The organism is Amycolatopsis sp. TNS106, from assembly GCF_019330265.1.
In the GTDB taxonomy this organism is placed as follows: domain Bacteria; phylum Actinomycetota; class Actinomycetes; order Mycobacteriales; family Pseudonocardiaceae; genus Amycolatopsis; species Amycolatopsis lurida.
Map to the genome: position 1 here is coordinate 2,352,843 of NZ_CP024972.1, position 17,054 is coordinate 2,369,896.

General features: G+C 65.5%; 14 protein-coding genes and 24 tRNA genes. All 38 read right to left on the reverse strand.

Annotation, left to right across the window (positions count from 1 at the left end; translation table 11 throughout):
* Positions 1–60: 60 nt before the first annotated feature.
* Positions 61–714, reverse strand: a complete 654-nt coding sequence (locus CVV72_RS10490; protein WP_219152249.1) for an N-6 DNA methylase — start codon at positions 712–714, stop codon at positions 61–63.
* A gap of 17 nt (positions 715–731) precedes the next feature.
* Entirely contained in the window at positions 732–1,460 is a 729-nt protein-coding gene (locus CVV72_RS10495) for a hypothetical protein (protein WP_219152250.1), read from the reverse strand.
* 405 nt (positions 1,461–1,865) lie between these two features.
* Positions 1,866–2,228, reverse strand: a complete 363-nt coding sequence (locus tag CVV72_RS41950; protein ID WP_370641892.1) for an HNH endonuclease — start codon at positions 2,226–2,228, stop codon at positions 1,866–1,868.
* A 176-nt stretch (positions 2,229–2,404) separates the two neighbouring features.
* Positions 2,405–2,869 (reverse strand): macro domain-containing protein, encoded by a 465-nt coding sequence (locus CVV72_RS10505; protein ID WP_219152252.1) that lies wholly within the window; start codon positions 2,867–2,869, stop codon positions 2,405–2,407.
* 213 nt (positions 2,870–3,082) lie between these two features.
* Entirely contained in the window at positions 3,083–5,266 is a 2,184-nt protein-coding gene (locus CVV72_RS10510; RefSeq protein WP_219152253.1) for a hypothetical protein, read from the reverse strand.
* A gap of 439 nt (positions 5,267–5,705) precedes the next feature.
* Positions 5,706–5,782: transfer RNA gene (locus CVV72_RS10515), tRNA-His, on the reverse strand.
* Between the two features lie 2 nt (positions 5,783–5,784).
* A tRNA-Val gene (locus CVV72_RS10520) sits at positions 5,785–5,856 on the reverse strand.
* A 155-nt stretch (positions 5,857–6,011) separates the two neighbouring features.
* Positions 6,012–6,084 (reverse strand) — tRNA-Asn (locus CVV72_RS10525).
* Between the two features lie 7 nt (positions 6,085–6,091).
* A tRNA-Arg gene (locus CVV72_RS10530) sits at positions 6,092–6,167 on the reverse strand.
* Positions 6,168–6,171: 4 nt separating this feature from the next.
* Positions 6,172–6,245: transfer RNA gene (locus tag CVV72_RS10535), tRNA-Lys, on the reverse strand.
* A gap of 31 nt (positions 6,246–6,276) precedes the next feature.
* Positions 6,277–6,349: transfer RNA gene (locus CVV72_RS10540), tRNA-Lys, on the reverse strand.
* A gap of 27 nt (positions 6,350–6,376) precedes the next feature.
* Positions 6,377–6,469, reverse strand: a tRNA-Ser gene (locus tag CVV72_RS10545).
* 30 nt (positions 6,470–6,499) lie between these two features.
* Positions 6,500–6,574 (reverse strand) — tRNA-Ile (locus tag CVV72_RS10550).
* Positions 6,575–6,585: 11 nt separating this feature from the next.
* A tRNA-Ser gene (locus CVV72_RS10555) sits at positions 6,586–6,676 on the reverse strand.
* An 8-nt stretch (positions 6,677–6,684) separates the two neighbouring features.
* Positions 6,685–6,771, reverse strand: a tRNA-Leu gene (locus CVV72_RS10560).
* Positions 6,772–6,775: 4 nt separating this feature from the next.
* Positions 6,776–6,848, reverse strand: a tRNA-Gln gene (locus CVV72_RS10565).
* Positions 6,849–6,861: 13 nt separating this feature from the next.
* Positions 6,862–6,933, reverse strand: a tRNA-Gln gene (locus CVV72_RS10570).
* Between the two features lie 7 nt (positions 6,934–6,940).
* A tRNA-Leu gene (locus CVV72_RS10575) sits at positions 6,941–7,014 on the reverse strand.
* Positions 7,015–7,046: 32 nt separating this feature from the next.
* Positions 7,047–7,122 (reverse strand) — tRNA-Thr (locus CVV72_RS10580).
* A gap of 13 nt (positions 7,123–7,135) precedes the next feature.
* A tRNA-Leu gene (locus tag CVV72_RS10585) sits at positions 7,136–7,209 on the reverse strand.
* A gap of 52 nt (positions 7,210–7,261) precedes the next feature.
* Positions 7,262–7,337: transfer RNA gene (locus CVV72_RS10590), tRNA-Phe, on the reverse strand.
* A 106-nt stretch (positions 7,338–7,443) separates the two neighbouring features.
* Positions 7,444–7,516: transfer RNA gene (locus tag CVV72_RS10595), tRNA-Glu, on the reverse strand.
* 187 nt (positions 7,517–7,703) lie between these two features.
* Positions 7,704–7,776, reverse strand: a tRNA-Asp gene (locus CVV72_RS10600).
* A gap of 32 nt (positions 7,777–7,808) precedes the next feature.
* Positions 7,809–7,882, reverse strand: a tRNA-Arg gene (locus tag CVV72_RS10605).
* Between the two features lie 45 nt (positions 7,883–7,927).
* A tRNA-Glu gene (locus CVV72_RS10610) sits at positions 7,928–7,999 on the reverse strand.
* A gap of 5 nt (positions 8,000–8,004) precedes the next feature.
* Positions 8,005–8,077: transfer RNA gene (locus CVV72_RS10615), tRNA-Gly, on the reverse strand.
* A 34-nt stretch (positions 8,078–8,111) separates the two neighbouring features.
* Positions 8,112–8,187: transfer RNA gene (locus CVV72_RS10620), tRNA-Arg, on the reverse strand.
* Positions 8,188–8,192: 5 nt separating this feature from the next.
* Positions 8,193–8,276: transfer RNA gene (locus tag CVV72_RS10625), tRNA-Tyr, on the reverse strand.
* A 147-nt stretch (positions 8,277–8,423) separates the two neighbouring features.
* Positions 8,424–8,493 (reverse strand) — tRNA-Trp (locus CVV72_RS10630).
* 92 nt (positions 8,494–8,585) lie between these two features.
* Positions 8,586–8,729 (reverse strand): hypothetical protein, encoded by a 144-nt coding sequence (locus CVV72_RS10635; RefSeq protein WP_219152254.1) that lies wholly within the window; start codon positions 8,727–8,729, stop codon positions 8,586–8,588.
* A gap of 459 nt (positions 8,730–9,188) precedes the next feature.
* On the reverse strand, positions 9,189–9,968 hold the full coding sequence (locus CVV72_RS10640; protein WP_219152255.1) for a hypothetical protein: 780 nt from the start codon (positions 9,966–9,968) through the stop codon (positions 9,189–9,191).
* Between the two features lie 567 nt (positions 9,969–10,535).
* Positions 10,536–10,928, reverse strand: a complete 393-nt coding sequence (locus CVV72_RS10645) for a hypothetical protein (protein WP_219152256.1) — start codon at positions 10,926–10,928, stop codon at positions 10,536–10,538.
* Positions 10,929–11,033: 105 nt separating this feature from the next.
* Positions 11,034–11,666, reverse strand: a complete 633-nt coding sequence (locus CVV72_RS10650; RefSeq protein ID WP_219152257.1) for a hypothetical protein — start codon at positions 11,664–11,666, stop codon at positions 11,034–11,036.
* Positions 11,641–12,054 carry a hypothetical protein gene (locus tag CVV72_RS10655; RefSeq protein WP_219152258.1) on the reverse strand — a complete coding sequence of 138 codons (414 nt, stop codon included), beginning with the start codon at positions 12,052–12,054 and terminating at the stop codon, positions 11,641–11,643. Before CVV72_RS10655 ends, CVV72_RS10650 begins: the two co-directional genes overlap by 26 nt.
* Positions 12,055–12,190: 136 nt before the next feature.
* Positions 12,191–12,718 carry a hypothetical protein gene (locus CVV72_RS10660; protein ID WP_219152259.1) on the reverse strand — a complete coding sequence of 176 codons (528 nt, stop codon included), beginning with the start codon at positions 12,716–12,718 and terminating at the stop codon, positions 12,191–12,193.
* A gap of 215 nt (positions 12,719–12,933) precedes the next feature.
* Positions 12,934–13,290 (reverse strand): hypothetical protein, encoded by a 357-nt coding sequence (locus CVV72_RS10665; protein WP_219152260.1) that lies wholly within the window; start codon positions 13,288–13,290, stop codon positions 12,934–12,936.
* Positions 13,291–13,348: 58 nt separating this feature from the next.
* A complete protein-coding gene (locus CVV72_RS10670) occupies positions 13,349–13,762 on the reverse strand; it encodes a hypothetical protein (protein WP_219152261.1) in 414 nt (137 codons plus the stop codon).
* Positions 13,763–14,074: 312 nt separating this feature from the next.
* Entirely contained in the window at positions 14,075–16,873 is a 2,799-nt protein-coding gene (locus tag CVV72_RS10675) for a UvrD-helicase domain-containing protein (RefSeq protein WP_219152262.1), read from the reverse strand.
* Positions 16,874–17,054 lie beyond the last annotated feature (181 nt).

A 17,054-nucleotide genomic window follows, 5' to 3' on the forward strand; every position in this document is an offset into this window, starting at 1 on the left:
TCCTGTTCGCCACTCCTTCTCACGGACTTCCTATACCGACTCACCACAAGGTCCGGCCACTTACCCTCGGCTACAGAGCCGCCTGTTCCAGCCGTCAAGCACATGAGCCGGCGTTGGCCATACGTCGAACTGGTCGAGCGTGAGGGTGTCGCCGTGGATGACCAACGCGGGTATGTGCAGCAGGGTCAGCTGGATATAGGTCATGTGCACGGCAGTGAGTTCCAGGTCGCGTGCTGTGACGTGAATTGCCTTCTGGTAGTTCACGTCAGATCGGCCGAGAAGGTCGGCCGTGGCGATAATCATTCCCCCGGCTCCGCAGGTAGGCTCGTACACCGTCACGAAGTCCAGCTCGTCGAGCGTGCGAGTCATGTCTGCGACGATCACTGACGCACTGAGCAGGCTCGCGTCATAGGGGGTGAAGTACTGCCCGACACGTTGATTACCTAGCTCAAGTGTCATGTATAGCTCCCCAAGCACATCGCTGAGCTTTCTGTCAAGCTCCTGCACAAGATGCGTCAGAGCCTGTCCGAAGTGCTCGATCTCAGCGGTCGTGTAGCCGTCGGCGATCGTCAGGTAGTGGTCCCGGCATCGATCGGCACTGGCACGATCGACCGCGGCTCTGATCTCGAAGGCGGCCAAGGCACAGAAGTCCTGGAACACCTGCGTAGTCCGGCGTTCACCGCCGGCCGTGTTCGCTTCGATGATCGACCTCATGGCAGCTACATGTCCGCTCATGACAGTTCGGTGCCGCTCTCGGTCGTCATTTCTGTCACTTCTTCACCGAGGTTCTGCGCGAGGAATTCACTCGTCCTCGGATCGAACCCATACTGCCGCGAATAGCCGTCGAGGTACTGGAGCGGCGGGTCATAGCCGGGCTTGGGACGAACCTTGCTGAGGATGTTCACAATCCACTCGTAGTCATCACTCGACCATTCTGTTCGGGTTCCGAGGCCGAGGGCAAGGGCGTCGACGATGTCGGTATCCGTTACATATTCCTGGCTTCCGGAATTCCGCAAGGAAAGCTCACCGCAGTCCGGAACGAATCCCATTTCCCGGAGCACAGGAATCGGCAACTGACTAGCGTTCCAGATTTTTTCGGCCGCATCTGTCGGGGAGTCACCGGAAGACAGTCCTCCGGACACGTAGAGGCGGTAGCCGGCGACCACGATCGAGGCAGTTTCGCGCGAGGCCAAAGCTTCTTCGAGGTCGTCGACGATGGAGAGGCAGGCGCGTCGAGCAAGTTCAAGCAATGGCTGCCCGTTCGGGTCCAGTACGTCGCTGGCCGGGTCGAGATCAGGCAGCAGATTCCTGATTGCACTCTCGACGTCGTCGGTGTCGCCAAATGTGAACTGTGTGACGTCGTCGATCGATCCGATCAGCAGTCGTCCCTTATGGAAGTCCGGAGGCTCGGTGCGCTGGACCGAAACGGCGATCGCGGCGAGGTACATGTCGGTGCCCATGGGTGTCCTTCGCGTAGAGCTTTGTCGAGGAGGTGGGGTGATGAAGACCGAGGCGGCATCCGCAAGATCAGCGGGAATGCCAGCAACATCAATGGATCGGCATCAAGGCAACGCTCGACGGCAGAGCTAAGGCGCCGTCTGCTCTGATGTTTCGGGAAAGGAAAATGTGCCTTTGCCCTGGGGATGGACCGGATAACTCCGCTCGTCCGCCAGGATGTCTGCCCTGCTGTCATTCCACGGCCTGGGCCGGCGCAGTGCAGTTGTGTCATCAGGCGACGTACGGCCGCTCCGGCAATAGCGTGGTCCGCTGGAACAGCCGTTGGCCACAGGTACAGCCGCTCGAGTCAGCCCACCCGGCGCTGCGCAACGCCGTGATGAGTATCATTCTGCCTCAGCGATCGTCGGTCAGTATCTTCTCCGCCGGCGCTGGAGCCGCCAGCGGTAGAGCGGTCCGGGTATGACATTGGACTTACGACGGTTGTGGTAACGACACAGCAACTGACCGTTCCACAAAGCGGTTGGACCGCCACGACTCCACGGAACGATGTGGTCGGCCTCGGTCCCCTTCTCCGGGCACCGAGGCCAGAGCAGCGGCTTATGCTCGCAGCGTCCTCGAGCGCGCGTGATCATCACGCGCTTGTCTGTCCACGAAAAGAAGCGACGTGGGTCGAGACTGCGGCGCTTATGGCATGCAAGGATCCCGAGCAGCACTAGCCAGTAAACAGCAAACCCTGAGATAAGGAGCAACGATAGGGAGTTGACATTCATCCGATACCCGCCGTGGTATTGCAATGTCGAAGCGCGCAAGGTTGCCGATACGCGCAGATTCCAGAATGCTGACGGCGGCTTTCAACCGGCGCGCGAGCTGCGTGGCTTTGACGGGCGATGCGCAGGGTTAGGAATCGACCGAAACCGATGGTTGTGCTGCGTTTGCGAAGTCCGCTCTACGGAAGGTCGTAAACTGTGGTTGGGATCCCCTGAATAGTCAGAGTTCGTTCGATCAGTGGAGCGATGTGCTCCCACGTTCCACCAGCGAGACCACACCCGATGCGGGGCAAGTGCACGGAGGCGCCGAGGTCGCCCGCGCGTTTGGCGACAGTGGACAGAGCCTTTTCCAGTGCGTCGTACCGCAACGGGACCGGGTTGCTGGCGCTGCGGTAGCCGTGCTGAGCCACCATGTTAGCGATCCAGGTTTCGGATTCGACACGGACAAGGTCGACTGCACCCAGGCAAAAGTCGGAACGCCGTGCCCAAGCGCGGTAGGCGTCTTCGAGTTCTGGCCAGCGGCGCGACAGTGCGACAACGAATCCTTTGCCCCACCCCCCGCGATCGTTGCAGACATGCGCGATCACCCGGGATCCGGTGGTTACAGGCTGGGTCGCGTCACCTGTGACGTACTGCAGAGTCATCGACCCGTCCTTTCATCTATTGCGTCGCGGCCATCGTGTCGGCACTTCAAAATGACCTGTTTGCTCAACTGTGGAGATGACGATGGCCTGCCGGGCTCCCGGCAGGCCATCGTTGTTGTCAGTTGCGAGGAGAGGGAGGGCACTAGAGACCATTTACAGTGGGAGTAGAAGGAAGTCCCCTCATTGCCTCGCATGATCAGGATATCGGATTGCTCAGGCCGGGATCAACTGGTTTAGCCGATCGAGCGTGATCACCTCCGTGCCCTCCGGCAGGTTCTCGGGAGCCTGGCTACCGAGGAAGGTCACTGGTCCGTTCAGCTCGGCGCCGAGATCCCAGATCGTCACCTCGGTGCCTGCGGCACGCATCAGATCGACCAAGTAGCCGACGGTGAGGTAGTCGCGCTGAAGCACCCCGCGGGCGAGCATGGCCGCGCTGACCCGGTTTCCCTCGACCTGGTTGAAGGTCGGGTTCCCTGCCAGATACAGGTGCAGCCACGTCGCCGTCCAGCCACCGTCCGCTTCGCGAGCGAACACCGCCGGCAGGGCCACTCGGCCGGTGCCTCGCATCTCCGATCGGGTCCGCACGGTGCGGGCCTCGAACGGCGCCCCGGCGTGATCGCGCTCGCGGGTCATCCATCCGAACATCGATTCGGCGACTTCGTCGAAGGCTTCGCCGGAGTAGATGTTGACCTGCGGAACCACGTATGCGGCGGCCACCGAGCCCAGCGGGAGGTCGATGAACTCGGTCGCACCGTCGGGTGCCGGCGCCTCGGTCAGATCGCCTGAGTACACCGCGCCGCCATCGTGGTAGTTCGTCCACGACACGTGCCCGGCGTAGCGGAACTCGGCGTCCAGCAGCAGCGCGGACAGGTCGAAATCGGTGCGCTGGCTGGCCTGGCACCAATGGGTGAAGAACCGCAGCATCTCGCCCTCGATCCGGCTGTGCGAGCCGCGGGGCAGCACGGCGAACCCGTCCTCGCTTGCCTTGCCCGACAGCGGCAGCGCCACCGACAGTACGGCCGGGTCGACCACCAGGCGCTCCCGCCGCGGGAGCCGGGCGGTCAGCTCGGCGTCGATCAGCCCACAGGCGTGCTCGATGACCTCACCCGGCAGCGGAGGCCGGGTGTCGGCGGTGACCCATGCCCGGCGGGAGCGGGTGGTGAACACCCGCGCGACGTCCGGCGCGGCACGGTTGGCCAGGTGCTCGCGCACCGAGCAGAGCACGCGCCCGGACACCTTCCCGAGAACCTGCATCATCGCCTCGAACACCGCGTCGCGCGCGGGCGCGTCGGCGTGGCGCAGCAGCCTGTCCAGCGATCGCATCAGCATTCCCGGCGCGGCGGTGAGGATGTCGGCGGCGCCGGCGTGATCGCCGCGCGCGAACGCCAGCTCCGCGCGCCCGGCCAGCGGCCTGACCGCACGGCCGCGGGCGACCTCGAACACTGCGGCCGCGTGCGGGAACTGGTCGAACTCGTGCGGGTGCAAGCCCTCGCCGAGGCGCTTGAACCGATTCGCAAACCGGGCGACGTCGCCGAGCTTGCTCTCGCCGGCGGCCACGACGCGGTCCAGCGCCGCCATCAGCGCGCGGCGCTCGCGGCGGGTAAAGCTGCGGAACTTCGTCGGCTCGGCCAGCGTGACGTCGCCGCCGCTGGCCTGGCACGCGGCGCGCAGCACGTCGAGCACCGTGTCCACGGCCAGCAGTGGGCGGCCCGCGGCGAGGCGGGCGGCGTTGAGCACGGCACGGTTCTCCCGCACCGGCACGCCGTCCAGCTCGACCTCGCCGCAGGCCTCGGCGAGGTCGGCGAGCAGCTGCAGGTCGGCCTCGCCCAGCGGAGTGGTCGACTCGGCCAGCGCCCGGTACAGCGCGGTCGTCTCCTCGGCGAGGGTGCCGCCGAGCCGCACGAGCGTGACGCGGTCCTTGACCGAGGGGATCAGCTCGTCGTGCGCGGCGAGCAGCTCGGCGTAGGTGTGCTGGTAGCGGCCGTAGCGGGGCAGGTTCAGCAGCCCCACCAGGCGCTGGTCGAGTGCGGCCAGCAGCTCGGCGTCGGTCGGCACCGCCCGGGTGCCGCGGGCGTGCGGTGCGACGAGGGCGTCGCGCAGGCAGCGCACCCAGAATTCGACGGTGTCGGGCACGCCGTGCGGGAAGTCGCGGAAGTAGGCGTTGTGGGCGACGTGGTCGCCGACCAACTCGCGGACCGCCGCGACGACGTCGACGGCCAGGTCCATCGCCGCGCCCGGCTCCAGCCCGGAGACGTGCTCCAGCAGGTCACCGGCGGCCTTGAACCCTGCTCCGGCCAGGACCGCGTCCATCTGCCGGGCCACGGCCGCGCCGTCGCCGGCGGCCGCAGGGCTGCGCGGGACGCGCAGCGTCCTGGTGATGATCGTCCTCGCGTGCATACTCACGTCCTTCGCTCGTCAGGTGATCGGGCCCGCGCGGTGGCGGAGCCCGGATGTCGGTGCCGCCCGGTTCGGGCGGATGCGCGTGCCCGCGCTGGTCGGCGCCGCTGGGTGCGCGCAACCTGTTCCGCGAAGCGGGGTTGCGGGGCGGGCGGGCGGTCAGCGACGCTGCCCGCGGCCACCGTCGACCGGTGGAACGTCGGGCTCTCCCACAGCGGAGCATGACATCGGCGGAGACCCACCCGGGAGTCGAACCCGGTGATCAACCACGGCTTTGCAGGCCGCGCCACGACCGTCGTGAAGTGGGCCGAACGGGTCCGGCGTGGACGCCGGGCCGGGGTCGCGCGCCGTGGTGTCGATCCACGTGGGCGGGGCTTATGAGGCCCCGCTGGTTGCCGAACCGCGCGCGGTGCCGCCGCGGGCGCGCCCGCGGCGGACGTGGGGTGGCCGGCCGGACTCGCACCGGCTTCGCCCGGGGTCACAACCCGGGGCCTCGTCTCCTTCGGCGTCGGCCACAGTCGTCCCACCAGGAGTCGAACCCGGGACCGGCCCGGTGTGAACGGGCTGCTCTTCCGCTGAGCTACAGGACGTCGCCCCCGCGCCGAACGTCGCGGGGGTCTTGGTGCTGGTGGAAGACGTGGGTGTCGAACCCACCACGACGATCTTGCAAGGATCGTCTGCGCTCCGGCGCGTCCCCCGATCGCGTCGTCCCTGGCTCCGCACGGGGACGCTGGGCGCGACGCAGCTCCCCCGCCAGGACTCGAACCTGGTGCCTCCCGATTAACAGTCGGGTGCGCAGCCTGTTGCGCCTCGAGGGAATGAACGTGGTGCCCCCAGCAGGAGTCGAACCTGCACGCTCCGCCGTCGGAAGGCGGCGCCGTATCCGTTGGGCCACAGGGGCGAAGTGGGCCGCCAGGGATTCGAACCCCGAACCCGCCGGGTAAAAGCCGGCTGCTCTGCGCGGTTGAGCTAACGGCCCGCGGCGCGGCGCTCGTGCCGTGCCGGTGGAGTAGGTCGCCGGGGACTCGAACCCCGAACCTGCCGAGTAAGAGTCGGCGGCTCTTCCAGTTGAGCTAACGACCCAGGTCACCGCCATCTTCATGGGCGGTGTGGCGGAGGATGCAGGATTTGAACCTGCGCGGCGCTCGTCACGCCGACCACCGTTTTCGAGACGGCTGCCTTTCCGGGCTCGGCCAATCCTCCCTGCGCGGCAACGGTTTCCGGTGCCGCGCGTGGTCGAGGCGCCAGGAGTTGAACCTGGTTCTTCGCGTCATCAGCGCGCTGCGCAGACCGCCGTGCTCCACCTCGGTGTTGATGCGCGGAGGGCGCGCGATTCGAACGCGCGCCGGGACCTCGGCCCCGGACCACGGGGTAGCAACCCGGTGCCTTGCCTGGCTCGGCCAGCCCTCCAAGGTGCGTGCCCCCGGCAGGAGTCGAACCTGTATGCCCGCCACCGCGGGCGCGCGGGTTTGAGCCGCGTGCGTCTGCCGTTTCGCCACGGGGGCGTTGCTGCTCGTCGAGGATTCGAACCTCGGATCTCCGCGATCAGAGCGCGGTGTCGTGCCAGCTGGACCAACGGGCATCGGGAAGGCCGGCTCCCGGTCCAGGGCTCGAACCTGGGCTCACGGATCCAAAGTCCGGCGTGCTGCCAGCTACACCAACCGGGAATGTGCGTGCCCCCACCAGGATTTGAACCTGGACTGGCCGCGGCCTGAACGCGGTGCCTCTTCCAGTTGGGCTACAGGGGCCTTGCCGCCGCCCGGCGATCCGGGCGAGGCGGTGGAGCCGCACCTGGGAATCGAACCCAGTGCCTCCCGTTTACGAGACGGGTGCTCGGCCAGGTGAGCTTGTGCGGCAAGTCGGCTCGCGTGCGGCTCCGGGGAGTCGAACCCCGACTGGACTGGACCTCGGCCAGCTGCCTCTGCCGGTTGGGCTAGAGCCGCGCGACGGCGCGCCCCGGCGCTCGCGCCGCGCGGTGGCCGTCGAGGTCGTGCGTGGTGGCTCCCCAGGGACTCGAACCCTGAACCTCCGGGGCTTCACTCCGGTGCTCTGCCTGCTGAGCTAAAGAGCCGTGCGGGGAATGTGTCGTCGGAGCTGGAGCACCACGCCCGAAGGCGAAGCCCTCCACCCCGAGGGGGCCACCCTCGAGACCCGGTGGCGAGCCGGGACCCCTCGCGTAGCGCGTACGGGACTCGAACCCGTGTCTCCCGGGCGAGAACCGGGGATCCGTGCCAACTGGACCAACGCGCCCTTCGGGCCCGCATCAGCGGGCCCTGGGAAAGGCCGGACGTCGAGCTGCGTGTGCTGCCCGAGGTAGGCCGTAGTCGGATGCCCGCGAGTCGAACGCGGTGACTCCTGATCCCAAATCAGGTGGGGTCGCCAGTGCCCCTCGCACCCGGTGCGATCGGCGCGGCCGCACGGCCGTGCCGATCGTGAGCGCTCACGACGGGACTCGAACCCGCGATCGCCGCATCGACAGTGCGGTGCCCTCGCCGCTGGGCCACGTGAGCATCGGGACGCCGGCGCGTTGCGCGCCGGCCAGTACCCCTACCAGGACTCGAACCTGGGGCCTTCGCATTCGTAGTGCGACGCTCTGTCCTGCTGAGCTACAGGGGTGAAGCGGACCACCAGCACCGAGGCCGATGCCGGTAGTCCGCGAGGTAGCGCGTACGGGATTCGAACCCGTGCCGCCCGGGGTGAAAACCCGGTGTCCTTCCCATAGACGAACGCGCCATGCGAGCGGCCGGAGGGCATCGAACCCTCTGCTTCGGTTTGGAAGACCGACGTGTCCGCCGAGTTCACCACGACCGCGTGATCGCGCCGAGTCGGCCGCGGCCGTCGACGCTGGTGCCCCCAGCAGGACTCGAACCTGCGCCCGTCGGCTTAGGAGGCCGCTGCTCTGTCCGCTGAGCTACGGGGGCTGAGGTGGTGAAGGAGGGAGTCGAACCCCCTGTGCCACGAGGACGCCCGGTTTACAGCCGGGTGGGGCTCCGACAGCCCCATCTTCACCGGTGGGTCCGGCCGCGCGGCGGCGGCCGGACCCGGTGCTCGCCCTGGCCGCCGGTGCGGCGACGGGGACGAGCCTGGGAAATGTCTTGCTCCGCTGTGTAGATGTCAAAGAACCGCACCGGCCCATCGCGAAATGGGCGGCGTGAAGCACCGGCGGAGGGAGTCGAACCCCCGGCAAACGGTTTTGGAGACCGCCGCGCTACCACTAGCTCGCCGATAAGAATTAATTGTTTTCAGGGTGCACGAAATAGAGAAAGCCGCCCGGATCGGTTTCCCGATGGGCGGCTCCCTCGACATGACGAGACCTACGTCATGGTGGGGAGCCCGCGCCGCCCAGAAGGCTCTCTTCCTGCCAGGAGAGGGGCTTCTGGTGGTCGTCGTTCGACGAGCACACGACAGCGAACGCGGCGGCCAGATACTGGCGTCGCGCCCCTCGCTCCCGCATGGTCATCATGATTGCTCCTTCGTTCGCTGATGTGCATTCATCATCGCCCATAAGCCAGCGCAGGTCAATCGTATTTTGCAGAAACGTCGAACACATGGTTGCCCGCCGCGATCGGTCCCGCAATTCCTGGACGGCGAGGACGGTCAGAGCATCGGTCTGGGAGTGCTGTTGCGCCCGTGCCGGGCGATGGCGGTGGGCGTTGTCACCACCCGGCAGGTGCTCGTCGGTACCCGGCGTCGGGCACGTAGTTGGGGTCGTCCCCGGTTCCTACCGCGACAAGGCCCCAGAACGCCACACGCGTCAAGCGCGCACAGCACGGTATACAGGACCGGGGTCGTGCGGGACACAGTCCGAGCGTGGGGCGGTTCAAGGATGGAAAGACTTGAGCGGTACAACTGCCGTTGAAGCCAGTTATGTGCCGCCGCGAGGATGGTGGCATCGCCTTGTCAGCGCCTGTGGCTGACCGGCTCAGTCGTCACGTGCTTCTGCGATGACGGCGCGCACAGTGGCCAGATCGTAGCTGCGATCGGCGACGTCATGGTCGCGGATCCCGCCGGCCGCGGTGTGGTCGTGGCGATGGATGTCCTCAAGCTCGGACGCGGGGATGTCGAACGCTGCGGCGTTCTTGTGTTCCGAAGCGAGATGACACCGAAGGTCCCGTTCGCTGCGTGCGCTCTGGACTGTCGCGTGCCATTCGTCGGAGGAAGGAAGGCCGCGGATCTCGACGTAGACATTATGGGCTGCGTCCGGGATGGTCCACGAGACACCAAGAGACTCGGTGAGGACCATGGTCGGGTGTCCGCTCATCGGACGGGTATACCTGAGCAGCGCGATATCACCAGGAACGGTGTCGCCGGGGAAGAAGACTCGCCCGAGGGCGGTTCCGGGAGGGGGTGCGAGGAGACCGCGAGTATGGAGATCATGAGCGATGTCCGTCGCCAGGGTGTTGACGTGGTGGCCGAGGCAGCCCGCCAGATAGTTGACCGTGCGAGCCACCGGGGTTTCGTCGTCCGGGGCGGCCACCGTCGGTGCGTCCACCGCGCGACCGGAGGGTTGCCTACTTCCGGTTTGCTCACGAATGGCTTCGAGCTGAGCGACAAGGGCGTAACCGATGCCAATGACGGCATTGGCGACGGCGAGAGGTCCGAGATCTTCGGTATCGGGACGACGCCGGGGTAAGGAGCCGACGAGGTCTTCGGCGCGTGAGAGCGCGTCTCGGGCTCGGCTGCGATCGGACGGCTGGTTCATGGAGGCTCCTGGTAGCGGCGGGACGACATCAGGGAGAGGTCGAGCTTGAGTAGGCGGTGATAGACGAGACGACCGTGGCTCACGACGCGCGTGAGCTTGTGGACCGATCGCACGGTTGCGCTGGCGTGAGTGGGCAATCTGTGCCGCCCGGGACTGTGCAAGTGTTGCCCTGGCTGTTCGACAACCCCAGCAGGAATACCGTGGCCTCCTCTGTCGGTCGAACCCTGACCACCATTTCCGGTGTTTGGCCGGAACACGGGTGTCCTCGGTGGCGTGCCAGTGCTCCTTCCAGGACTGAGGCGGGTTCTTCGCCCTCGGGCTCCGGTAAGCGATGTGCCCGATCAGGGTCTGCGACGTCGACGAATCCCCGGCCCACACCTGGTAGGTTGCGCCGTCCCACACCGCCACGGTGTGCCGCAACGAGGCGACCGTCGTCCGGGTACGTCCTTGCCTGATTCTCATCGGGTCGGGTTCCTTTCCTCGTTTGTGGTGTCAGCGAATGTGGCCGGGCCGAGTTCCTCGTCGTGCGTTTCACCGACTTCCTATGAGTCATGCGCCGCGCGTGGGCTACTGGCGGTTCTCTGCGATCCGGCGGGCGGCGACACTGAAGCAGCGGACTCGGTCGTGCTCCGGCAGTGCTGCGTTCGGCCAGCAGCGACGGCACATCCGGCAGGGAGCGATACCGGCTCCTCGCAGCAGCCGCACCACCCGCTCAGCGTCTGGCGAATCGGTCGCGGCGAGAACCTGGGTGATCAAATGGAGTCTGCCGTGGCTGGCTGTTCCGCAGTTGGTCATGCCGGGAACGCTGAGTCCACCTTGATGGATGCCAGCGTGATGCTGGAACGGCGCCGTGACGCCGATGATCGTGGCACCGGTGCCGAACCGCTTCGCGATCAGTTCTCGGATGTCGGAATCAGTGGCATGGCTGGGAAGCAGGAGTGGCTCAGGATGCGTGCTCAACGCCGGACCTCCGTGCAGATTCGGGAGTGCTCGCGTCCGGTGCGCCCCGTGCAGTCCGGGCAAGGGGCGGCTGGGCCGGACGGAAGAATGGAGCCCGGCTTGTGCTCAGCGATCCTGCTGGTCGACATCATGTGAGCCGAGAATGGGCTTGTAGACGCCGTCGGTCGCATCGAGAACGGACTCGGTGAGGCTGATCCTGGCGGGCGCTAGCAACGCTTCCAGTAGCACCGCGAGAGATTCTTCCTCGGGGAGCGCGGACTCCGTGGGGGCACCAGCGCCCGCGTGAAGGTGGCTGACGCGTTCGAGCAAGCTCTCGTGCCGGGCTGTCCTGGTGGTGAAGTGTTCTGCCGTCACGTGATTCGGGCGGTACTGGGTCACGACCGAGTAGAGCCTCGTGGGCGCCGTGGGTGTTCTGGTCTTCGTTCGGGTGTAGATCCGGACGTCCGACTGCCGGCACACATCGGCAATGTCGCGGACGATTGCATCAGGTGACGAGTCGGCGAGGGTCAACCTAGCGTCATGTATGTCCCGGATTGCGGCCTCGCCAGATGGGCCGAGTATGCCGGAGACGAGGTGTGTGCCGGTGAGTATTCCGAGGCAGACGCTCAGCCGCGCCTCGCGGCTCTCGTAGTGGTCGTGGAAGAGAATCTGGTCGTCGTGGCAGATCATCAGGTCGAAAGTCACTGCGTGGCCGGATGCGTCGTCGGCGGACTCAGTGTTCGCTGGCCCGACCGTCATGATCTGCGTCCTCCTCTCGACGTGGAGGGGTTGCTACGGACGTGGGTTGATGACTCAGGCGAGCGAGTTCCGCAGCGCAAGGCGCCTGTTCACGGGTCCCGCGGTGGCCGGACCCGATGCACCAGTGCAATCCCGCGAAGGTGATGCCTCCCGGTTGGAATGCCAGGATCGCCAGCGCCCGGCTGACCGCCACGAACGCCTGCTGTGTGTGCTTGCCGCGGAACATCAGATCGTCGGCATGGGCCGCGATCACCGACGCGGCTTGTGACGCTTGGTGCTGGCGTTGAGCTTCTGTCAGGTGCTCGATGTCGCCGAGAGCCACCAGGACGCCGAGAGGGAGTGCCGCCTCCAGCGCCGGGTGATCGTCCAGGGGGTTGTGGGTTGACACGATCTTTACTTCCTCGCGAGGTCGACGACGTGCCGCAACGCCGCGACTGGGGTGTGCGGCACCTGGGAGAGGCAGCGCCGCTATGAGGGAGAATTGCCGGCGGCTCGGAGCCGTGACAGATCCCGCGGCGGATGGTTCAGAAAATCCCCGGCAGCCGCCATGTCACCGGTCTAATGCGGCGGGCGCCGGACTTGGCGTACGAGGCGGCAAGGGTTCCGTGATAGGAGATGACGTCGTAGGCATTGATCCATGCGGCGAACCACGGTTCTGCCGCTTTGCCCCGCCGGAGTTCGGTGTCTGCGGCCTCCAGCATGTTGGGGTCCAGCCGTGGCGACGACGTCCGGTAGCGGTCCAGTCGGCCACGGATCATGGGGCACGCCTCGCCGGTGTACTTGGCACACCAAGGATGCAGCGCGGGCTCGACGGTGCATTGATGAGGCAAGTCCGACAACCGCATCATGAGGACAGCTGGAGTTTGCAGCGGATTACCGCACACGCCGCACGATCGTTTCGCCACGGCGCGTTGCATGCGTTCGCGATCGATTCTGCCAAACAGAAACCGACCGTCCTCTGTCCGGGGCGTGATATACGGGACGACCAGTCCGCCTACAGTCGGGCAGTGCGACAGTGACTCCGGGATCGGTGGAGCGACGGGGTCCGTCATCGTTTGGCTCCTTGCTATCGCAGGTAGGCGGCGTTGGCGCGACTGCTCGTCTGGATCCCGTGGCAGGCACGGCATCCACACGTCGTCCGTCGCTGGGGCGTGGTCGCTGGCGAGCCGGCTGCTATGCGCCGCTCATCTGGCGCGCTGGCAGCCGTTGATCACGGACGTCGGCCGCGCTGGAAGGGCTGTCTTTGTCACTCTGCTATGGCCAGGTTTCAGCCCGCGGGGTGCTGGCCAGCGAGCCAGCTGACTACGCCGCGCCGACGGACGAGCACCGGTCGTTCGTCGCGGACGACGAATTCGGCGCCGAAGCCACCGTCATTCTCGTCGAGGATTTGTACGTCATAGGTGCGTGCACAGGCGGCGCACAGCACCAGGTGGGCGTCGTGCATCCAGTCGCCGTCCAGCCTGGCCATCCGGCCACAGCACGGTGCGATCACATCCAGCCTGCCACCGGGGATCGTCTCGGTGTACCGGCGGACAGTGACGCCAGGGATGAGCCGCTTGGGGTCGACGCTGTCGGTGGGACCGTAGAAACCTCGCGGGCCGCGATTGTGTTCGGGTACCGGCATGGCGGGGCTCCTTATGGATGGCTCTTGAGGTGTCCAGCCGGAGTCGCACAGAACGGGGCTACGCCAGCAGCCACCGGCGGAACGTGGGCGATTCTCGATAGGGATCGAGGTGCCGCGGGTCGTCGCCCTCGCGGGTACGACGCGCTACCACATGCCACCAGCGCAACAGCGCGCGTACGGCTCGGACTCGGCTGGGCACGTTCGGCAGGAAGTAGACGAGTCCCGCGTCCTCCAGCAGATGTGCGCGGTCGCGGTAAGCGGTGGGTGCCCATCGGCCGCTCATCCGGACGATCCCGCCGATCGTGGTGACGGGCTGAGGAATACCGAAGAACTCGGCCGCCTGCGCGTCGATGCTGACAATCAGTACGGTATGGCCGTCCGTCGGGTCGATGGCCGGTATCAGCTGGGCGGTGCCGCTGAAGGCATCGCGCTCATTGACCAGCAGTGTGGTGACTTTGCTGGGTCCACTCATCGTGGTACCTCCATGGCTGGACGACCTGGCTGACAGGCGACGCGGGGACATGTACGTGGTGGGCCCGTCGGCGCGGATGCCACGACGGGGCCGGCCCTCCGCTGTCTCCCGTGGCCGTGCTGGTCCCGAGTCGAGGTCGACCCTCACGAGGCTGGGCAGGCCCGACCACTTCCTGTTCGGTGGTGACGGGACTTGCGTGGGACATGCCGCCCATCGGCAACGTGACGGCATCACTATCAGCGAAGGACCGCCGGTGCGGATGTATCACCATGACGGAGATGTATCCCGCACCGGCGGTCCAGTTCGCGCAGGTCAGACAACCTGCGCGAACTGCTCGGAATCACTCGTGGCACCCGGTCCGGCGCTCACGTCCTCGTCGTCACGGTCATCCGGGGCGATGCCTTGAGCTCGCAGGGCGTTCTTCTTGTCGCGCTCCATCAGGGCAGCGACGATCTGTTCGTGGCTGCTCTCGATCGGAGGGTTCTTCACGGTTCCGTACGACAGCACATACTGGCTGTGCATCGCCCGCGTGAACGCGACGTAGAACATGCGCCTGGTGTCCTGACTCATCGTCGTGTCCTCTTTGTAGAGAACAACGACGTTGTCGAACTCGAGGCCCTTCGCTCCATGGATCGTCGAGACGACGAGATCGGCCTTGGCCTCGATGTTCTTCCGCTTGCGCTCCTGATTCTTCCTCTTGTTCACGTTGAGCTTCTGCTGGTTGCGCCGGATCTCGAAACTCAACAGATTCTCGCGGAGCCTGTCGAAGAACACCGCGTGGGGCAGGGTGCCCCGGTCGCACAGGTCGACCCAGCCGCTGATAACGGCGCTGTTTTCCACCCACCAATCGGATGTCGCATCGAGGATCGCCTTCGCGACACTGGCTTTGCTGGCGTTCTTCGCCAGCTTGACCATGTTGTCCGCGATTCCCTGGGTCACCACGAACGAGGCATGGCCAGGCTGAACCTGCAGGACGTCATTCCAGTAGCAGCTGATGTATTTGGAGAAGATATCCGTGGCGTACACCCTGTCGCTGACGAGGGACGCGATACGCCTGGCCGGATACCTCTTCTCCAGCTCCGCCTGGATCAGGGCCACCTCTTTCCGCGAGTAGGCCAGGAATGCGACCTGCTCACCCCGATCGAGGCAGGCGTCCACGTAGTCGGGGAACACTGTGTTGCGCATGATCGGCTGCAGGTCCTGAGTGATGAACGTCTGAAGCTTGGAAACCTCGTAGTAGGCCAAGGTGACCTTCTCCTGGAAGGAGCTGGCGGTCGGAACCTGAAGTGAGTTCGCCCGCAACTGAATGTTCGCGAACTGGTTGGTCTCCAGCCCGCCGAGGACGACGTTCGCGAAATCCAGGATCTCCTGATTGCTGCGATAGTTCGTCGTGAGCTTGAACGTCGCGAAGACCCCGGATCCTTCGAGCGTGTTCAAGGCTCTCGGGTTAGCCGAACGGAACTCGTACAGCGTCTGGGACGCGTCACCGACGATGAACAGGCTCTGTGCGTGTTTGGTGACGTATTTCAGCACATAGATGAATTCGAACACCGAGTTGTCTTGCACCTCGTCGATGATGAGGTATCTCGATCGCACGTGGCCAGGCTCGGACATCACATCGATCTTCTGATAGCAGATGATGATCTGCAGTTCCAGCGATGTCTGCTGGATGCGGTCGAGGAGCGCGATCACCTTGTCGAAGTGATTCTCGACGAAGGTGTTCAGGGCGGTGAACGCCCCGGTCTTGTTCTGGTCCACCCACAGTAGCCTCGCCCTGAAGTCCGCGGCGAACTGATCGTGGGGGTAGAAGATGTCGATGGAGTTGATGATGGTATCGATTGCGGAGATGTTGTGGGTCGGATGGTTCAGCGTATAGATGTCGATCAGCATCCGAGCGATCGTCATCGATCCGACGTCAGGGTTCTTCGCCGTGATGTTGTCCGCCGCGGCGTTGGTGAACGACAGGACAGTGATGTCGCTGGCGGGCACACCGCACGCCTCGAGGTACTTGATGCGCTCGAGGATGACTGTCGACTTTCCCGTACCCGCGCCAGCCTGGGTCATCACGAGCGGTTCGTGCGTGGTGAGCGCGTTCAGTTGCTGTGTGGACAGATGCGGCAGGAGCGCCGGTGGCGTGGCCGGCTGTGCCGGGACGACCAGCTGGTGCTTCATCCGGTCTAGCTGGTCGAGCGTGTGGTTCATCAGCAGACTGAGGTTCTGCTTGGACAGCGTCGTCGCCTGCGTGCCGGAGAAGGTGTTCTCGAGTGTCCGATGGATCTGCCGGTAGGCCTCCAGCGGGACGTTGTAGTTCTCGAGATACCGCAGCTGGAGCGCGAGCATGTTCAGCTGCTCGTCGGTCGGCTGCGCAGGCATTTCGCTGATGTACTGGCACACCTCCTCACCGATCGCCTCCGAGTCCCAGATCTGTGCCAGTCGCACGATCCGCTCGTGAATCGGGTAGTCCTGCAGCCAGGCATCGAGCTCGTCCGGGTTCGCACAGGAGAGGTTCCACCTGCCGAGCTCACGATCGATGAAGGCACGCGCGTTCTCGATCGGGCTGGTGTCCCACGACAGGTACACCGCGGTGTCGGGTCGGCGGTAGGCGGCCCTGAACTGCTCGATCGACGCACGTGCGGGTTCGACCACGCCCTTCTTGATGAAGTACAGCTCCATCCGGTAGAGGATGACCAGCTCACGCTTCGTCCTGTCCCCTGACTTGTCTTCGTAGAGGGTCAGGCCCTGCGGGGTCATGTCGAAGCAGATATGCCAGTCGTGGGGCTGGTGCGACGGCGTGTCGACAGCGAATCGGTCGTCTACGGGCGGTGTTCCCACCGTGAAGGCACCGCCGGCCAGCAGGGCCCGTCGGATCATCGGTGCCAGCGGGACGGCCGTCGTGGTGATGTCATGCTGTGTCGAGCTCTGTTTCGTCTCGATATCCTGTGCGACGGCGTAAGCGGTGTTGGTGGCGGTGTTGATCGGCCGGAGGCTTTCGTTGAGCAGGCCAGTCTTGTGGCCGGACCCCGTCAGCTTGGCGGAGAAGAACTTCGCGTCAACGGATTTCACGGCCACGGTGGACGCCGAGAGGTCGAGGTCATCGAGCAAGATGGGCATGATGTCGTCTTTCGTCGAGCGGGCCGAGAGCCGCGGTGAGAGGTCTGTAAGCGCAGCGCGTGCCTGTTCCGGGCTATGAGATCCGGTGACTGTGAACCAGGCGATGAGTGCGATCGAGCACATGAGCGCGGGCAGGGCTCGCGTCTGACGACGAGCCCTGCCCGCGCTTCTCTCCACCCGC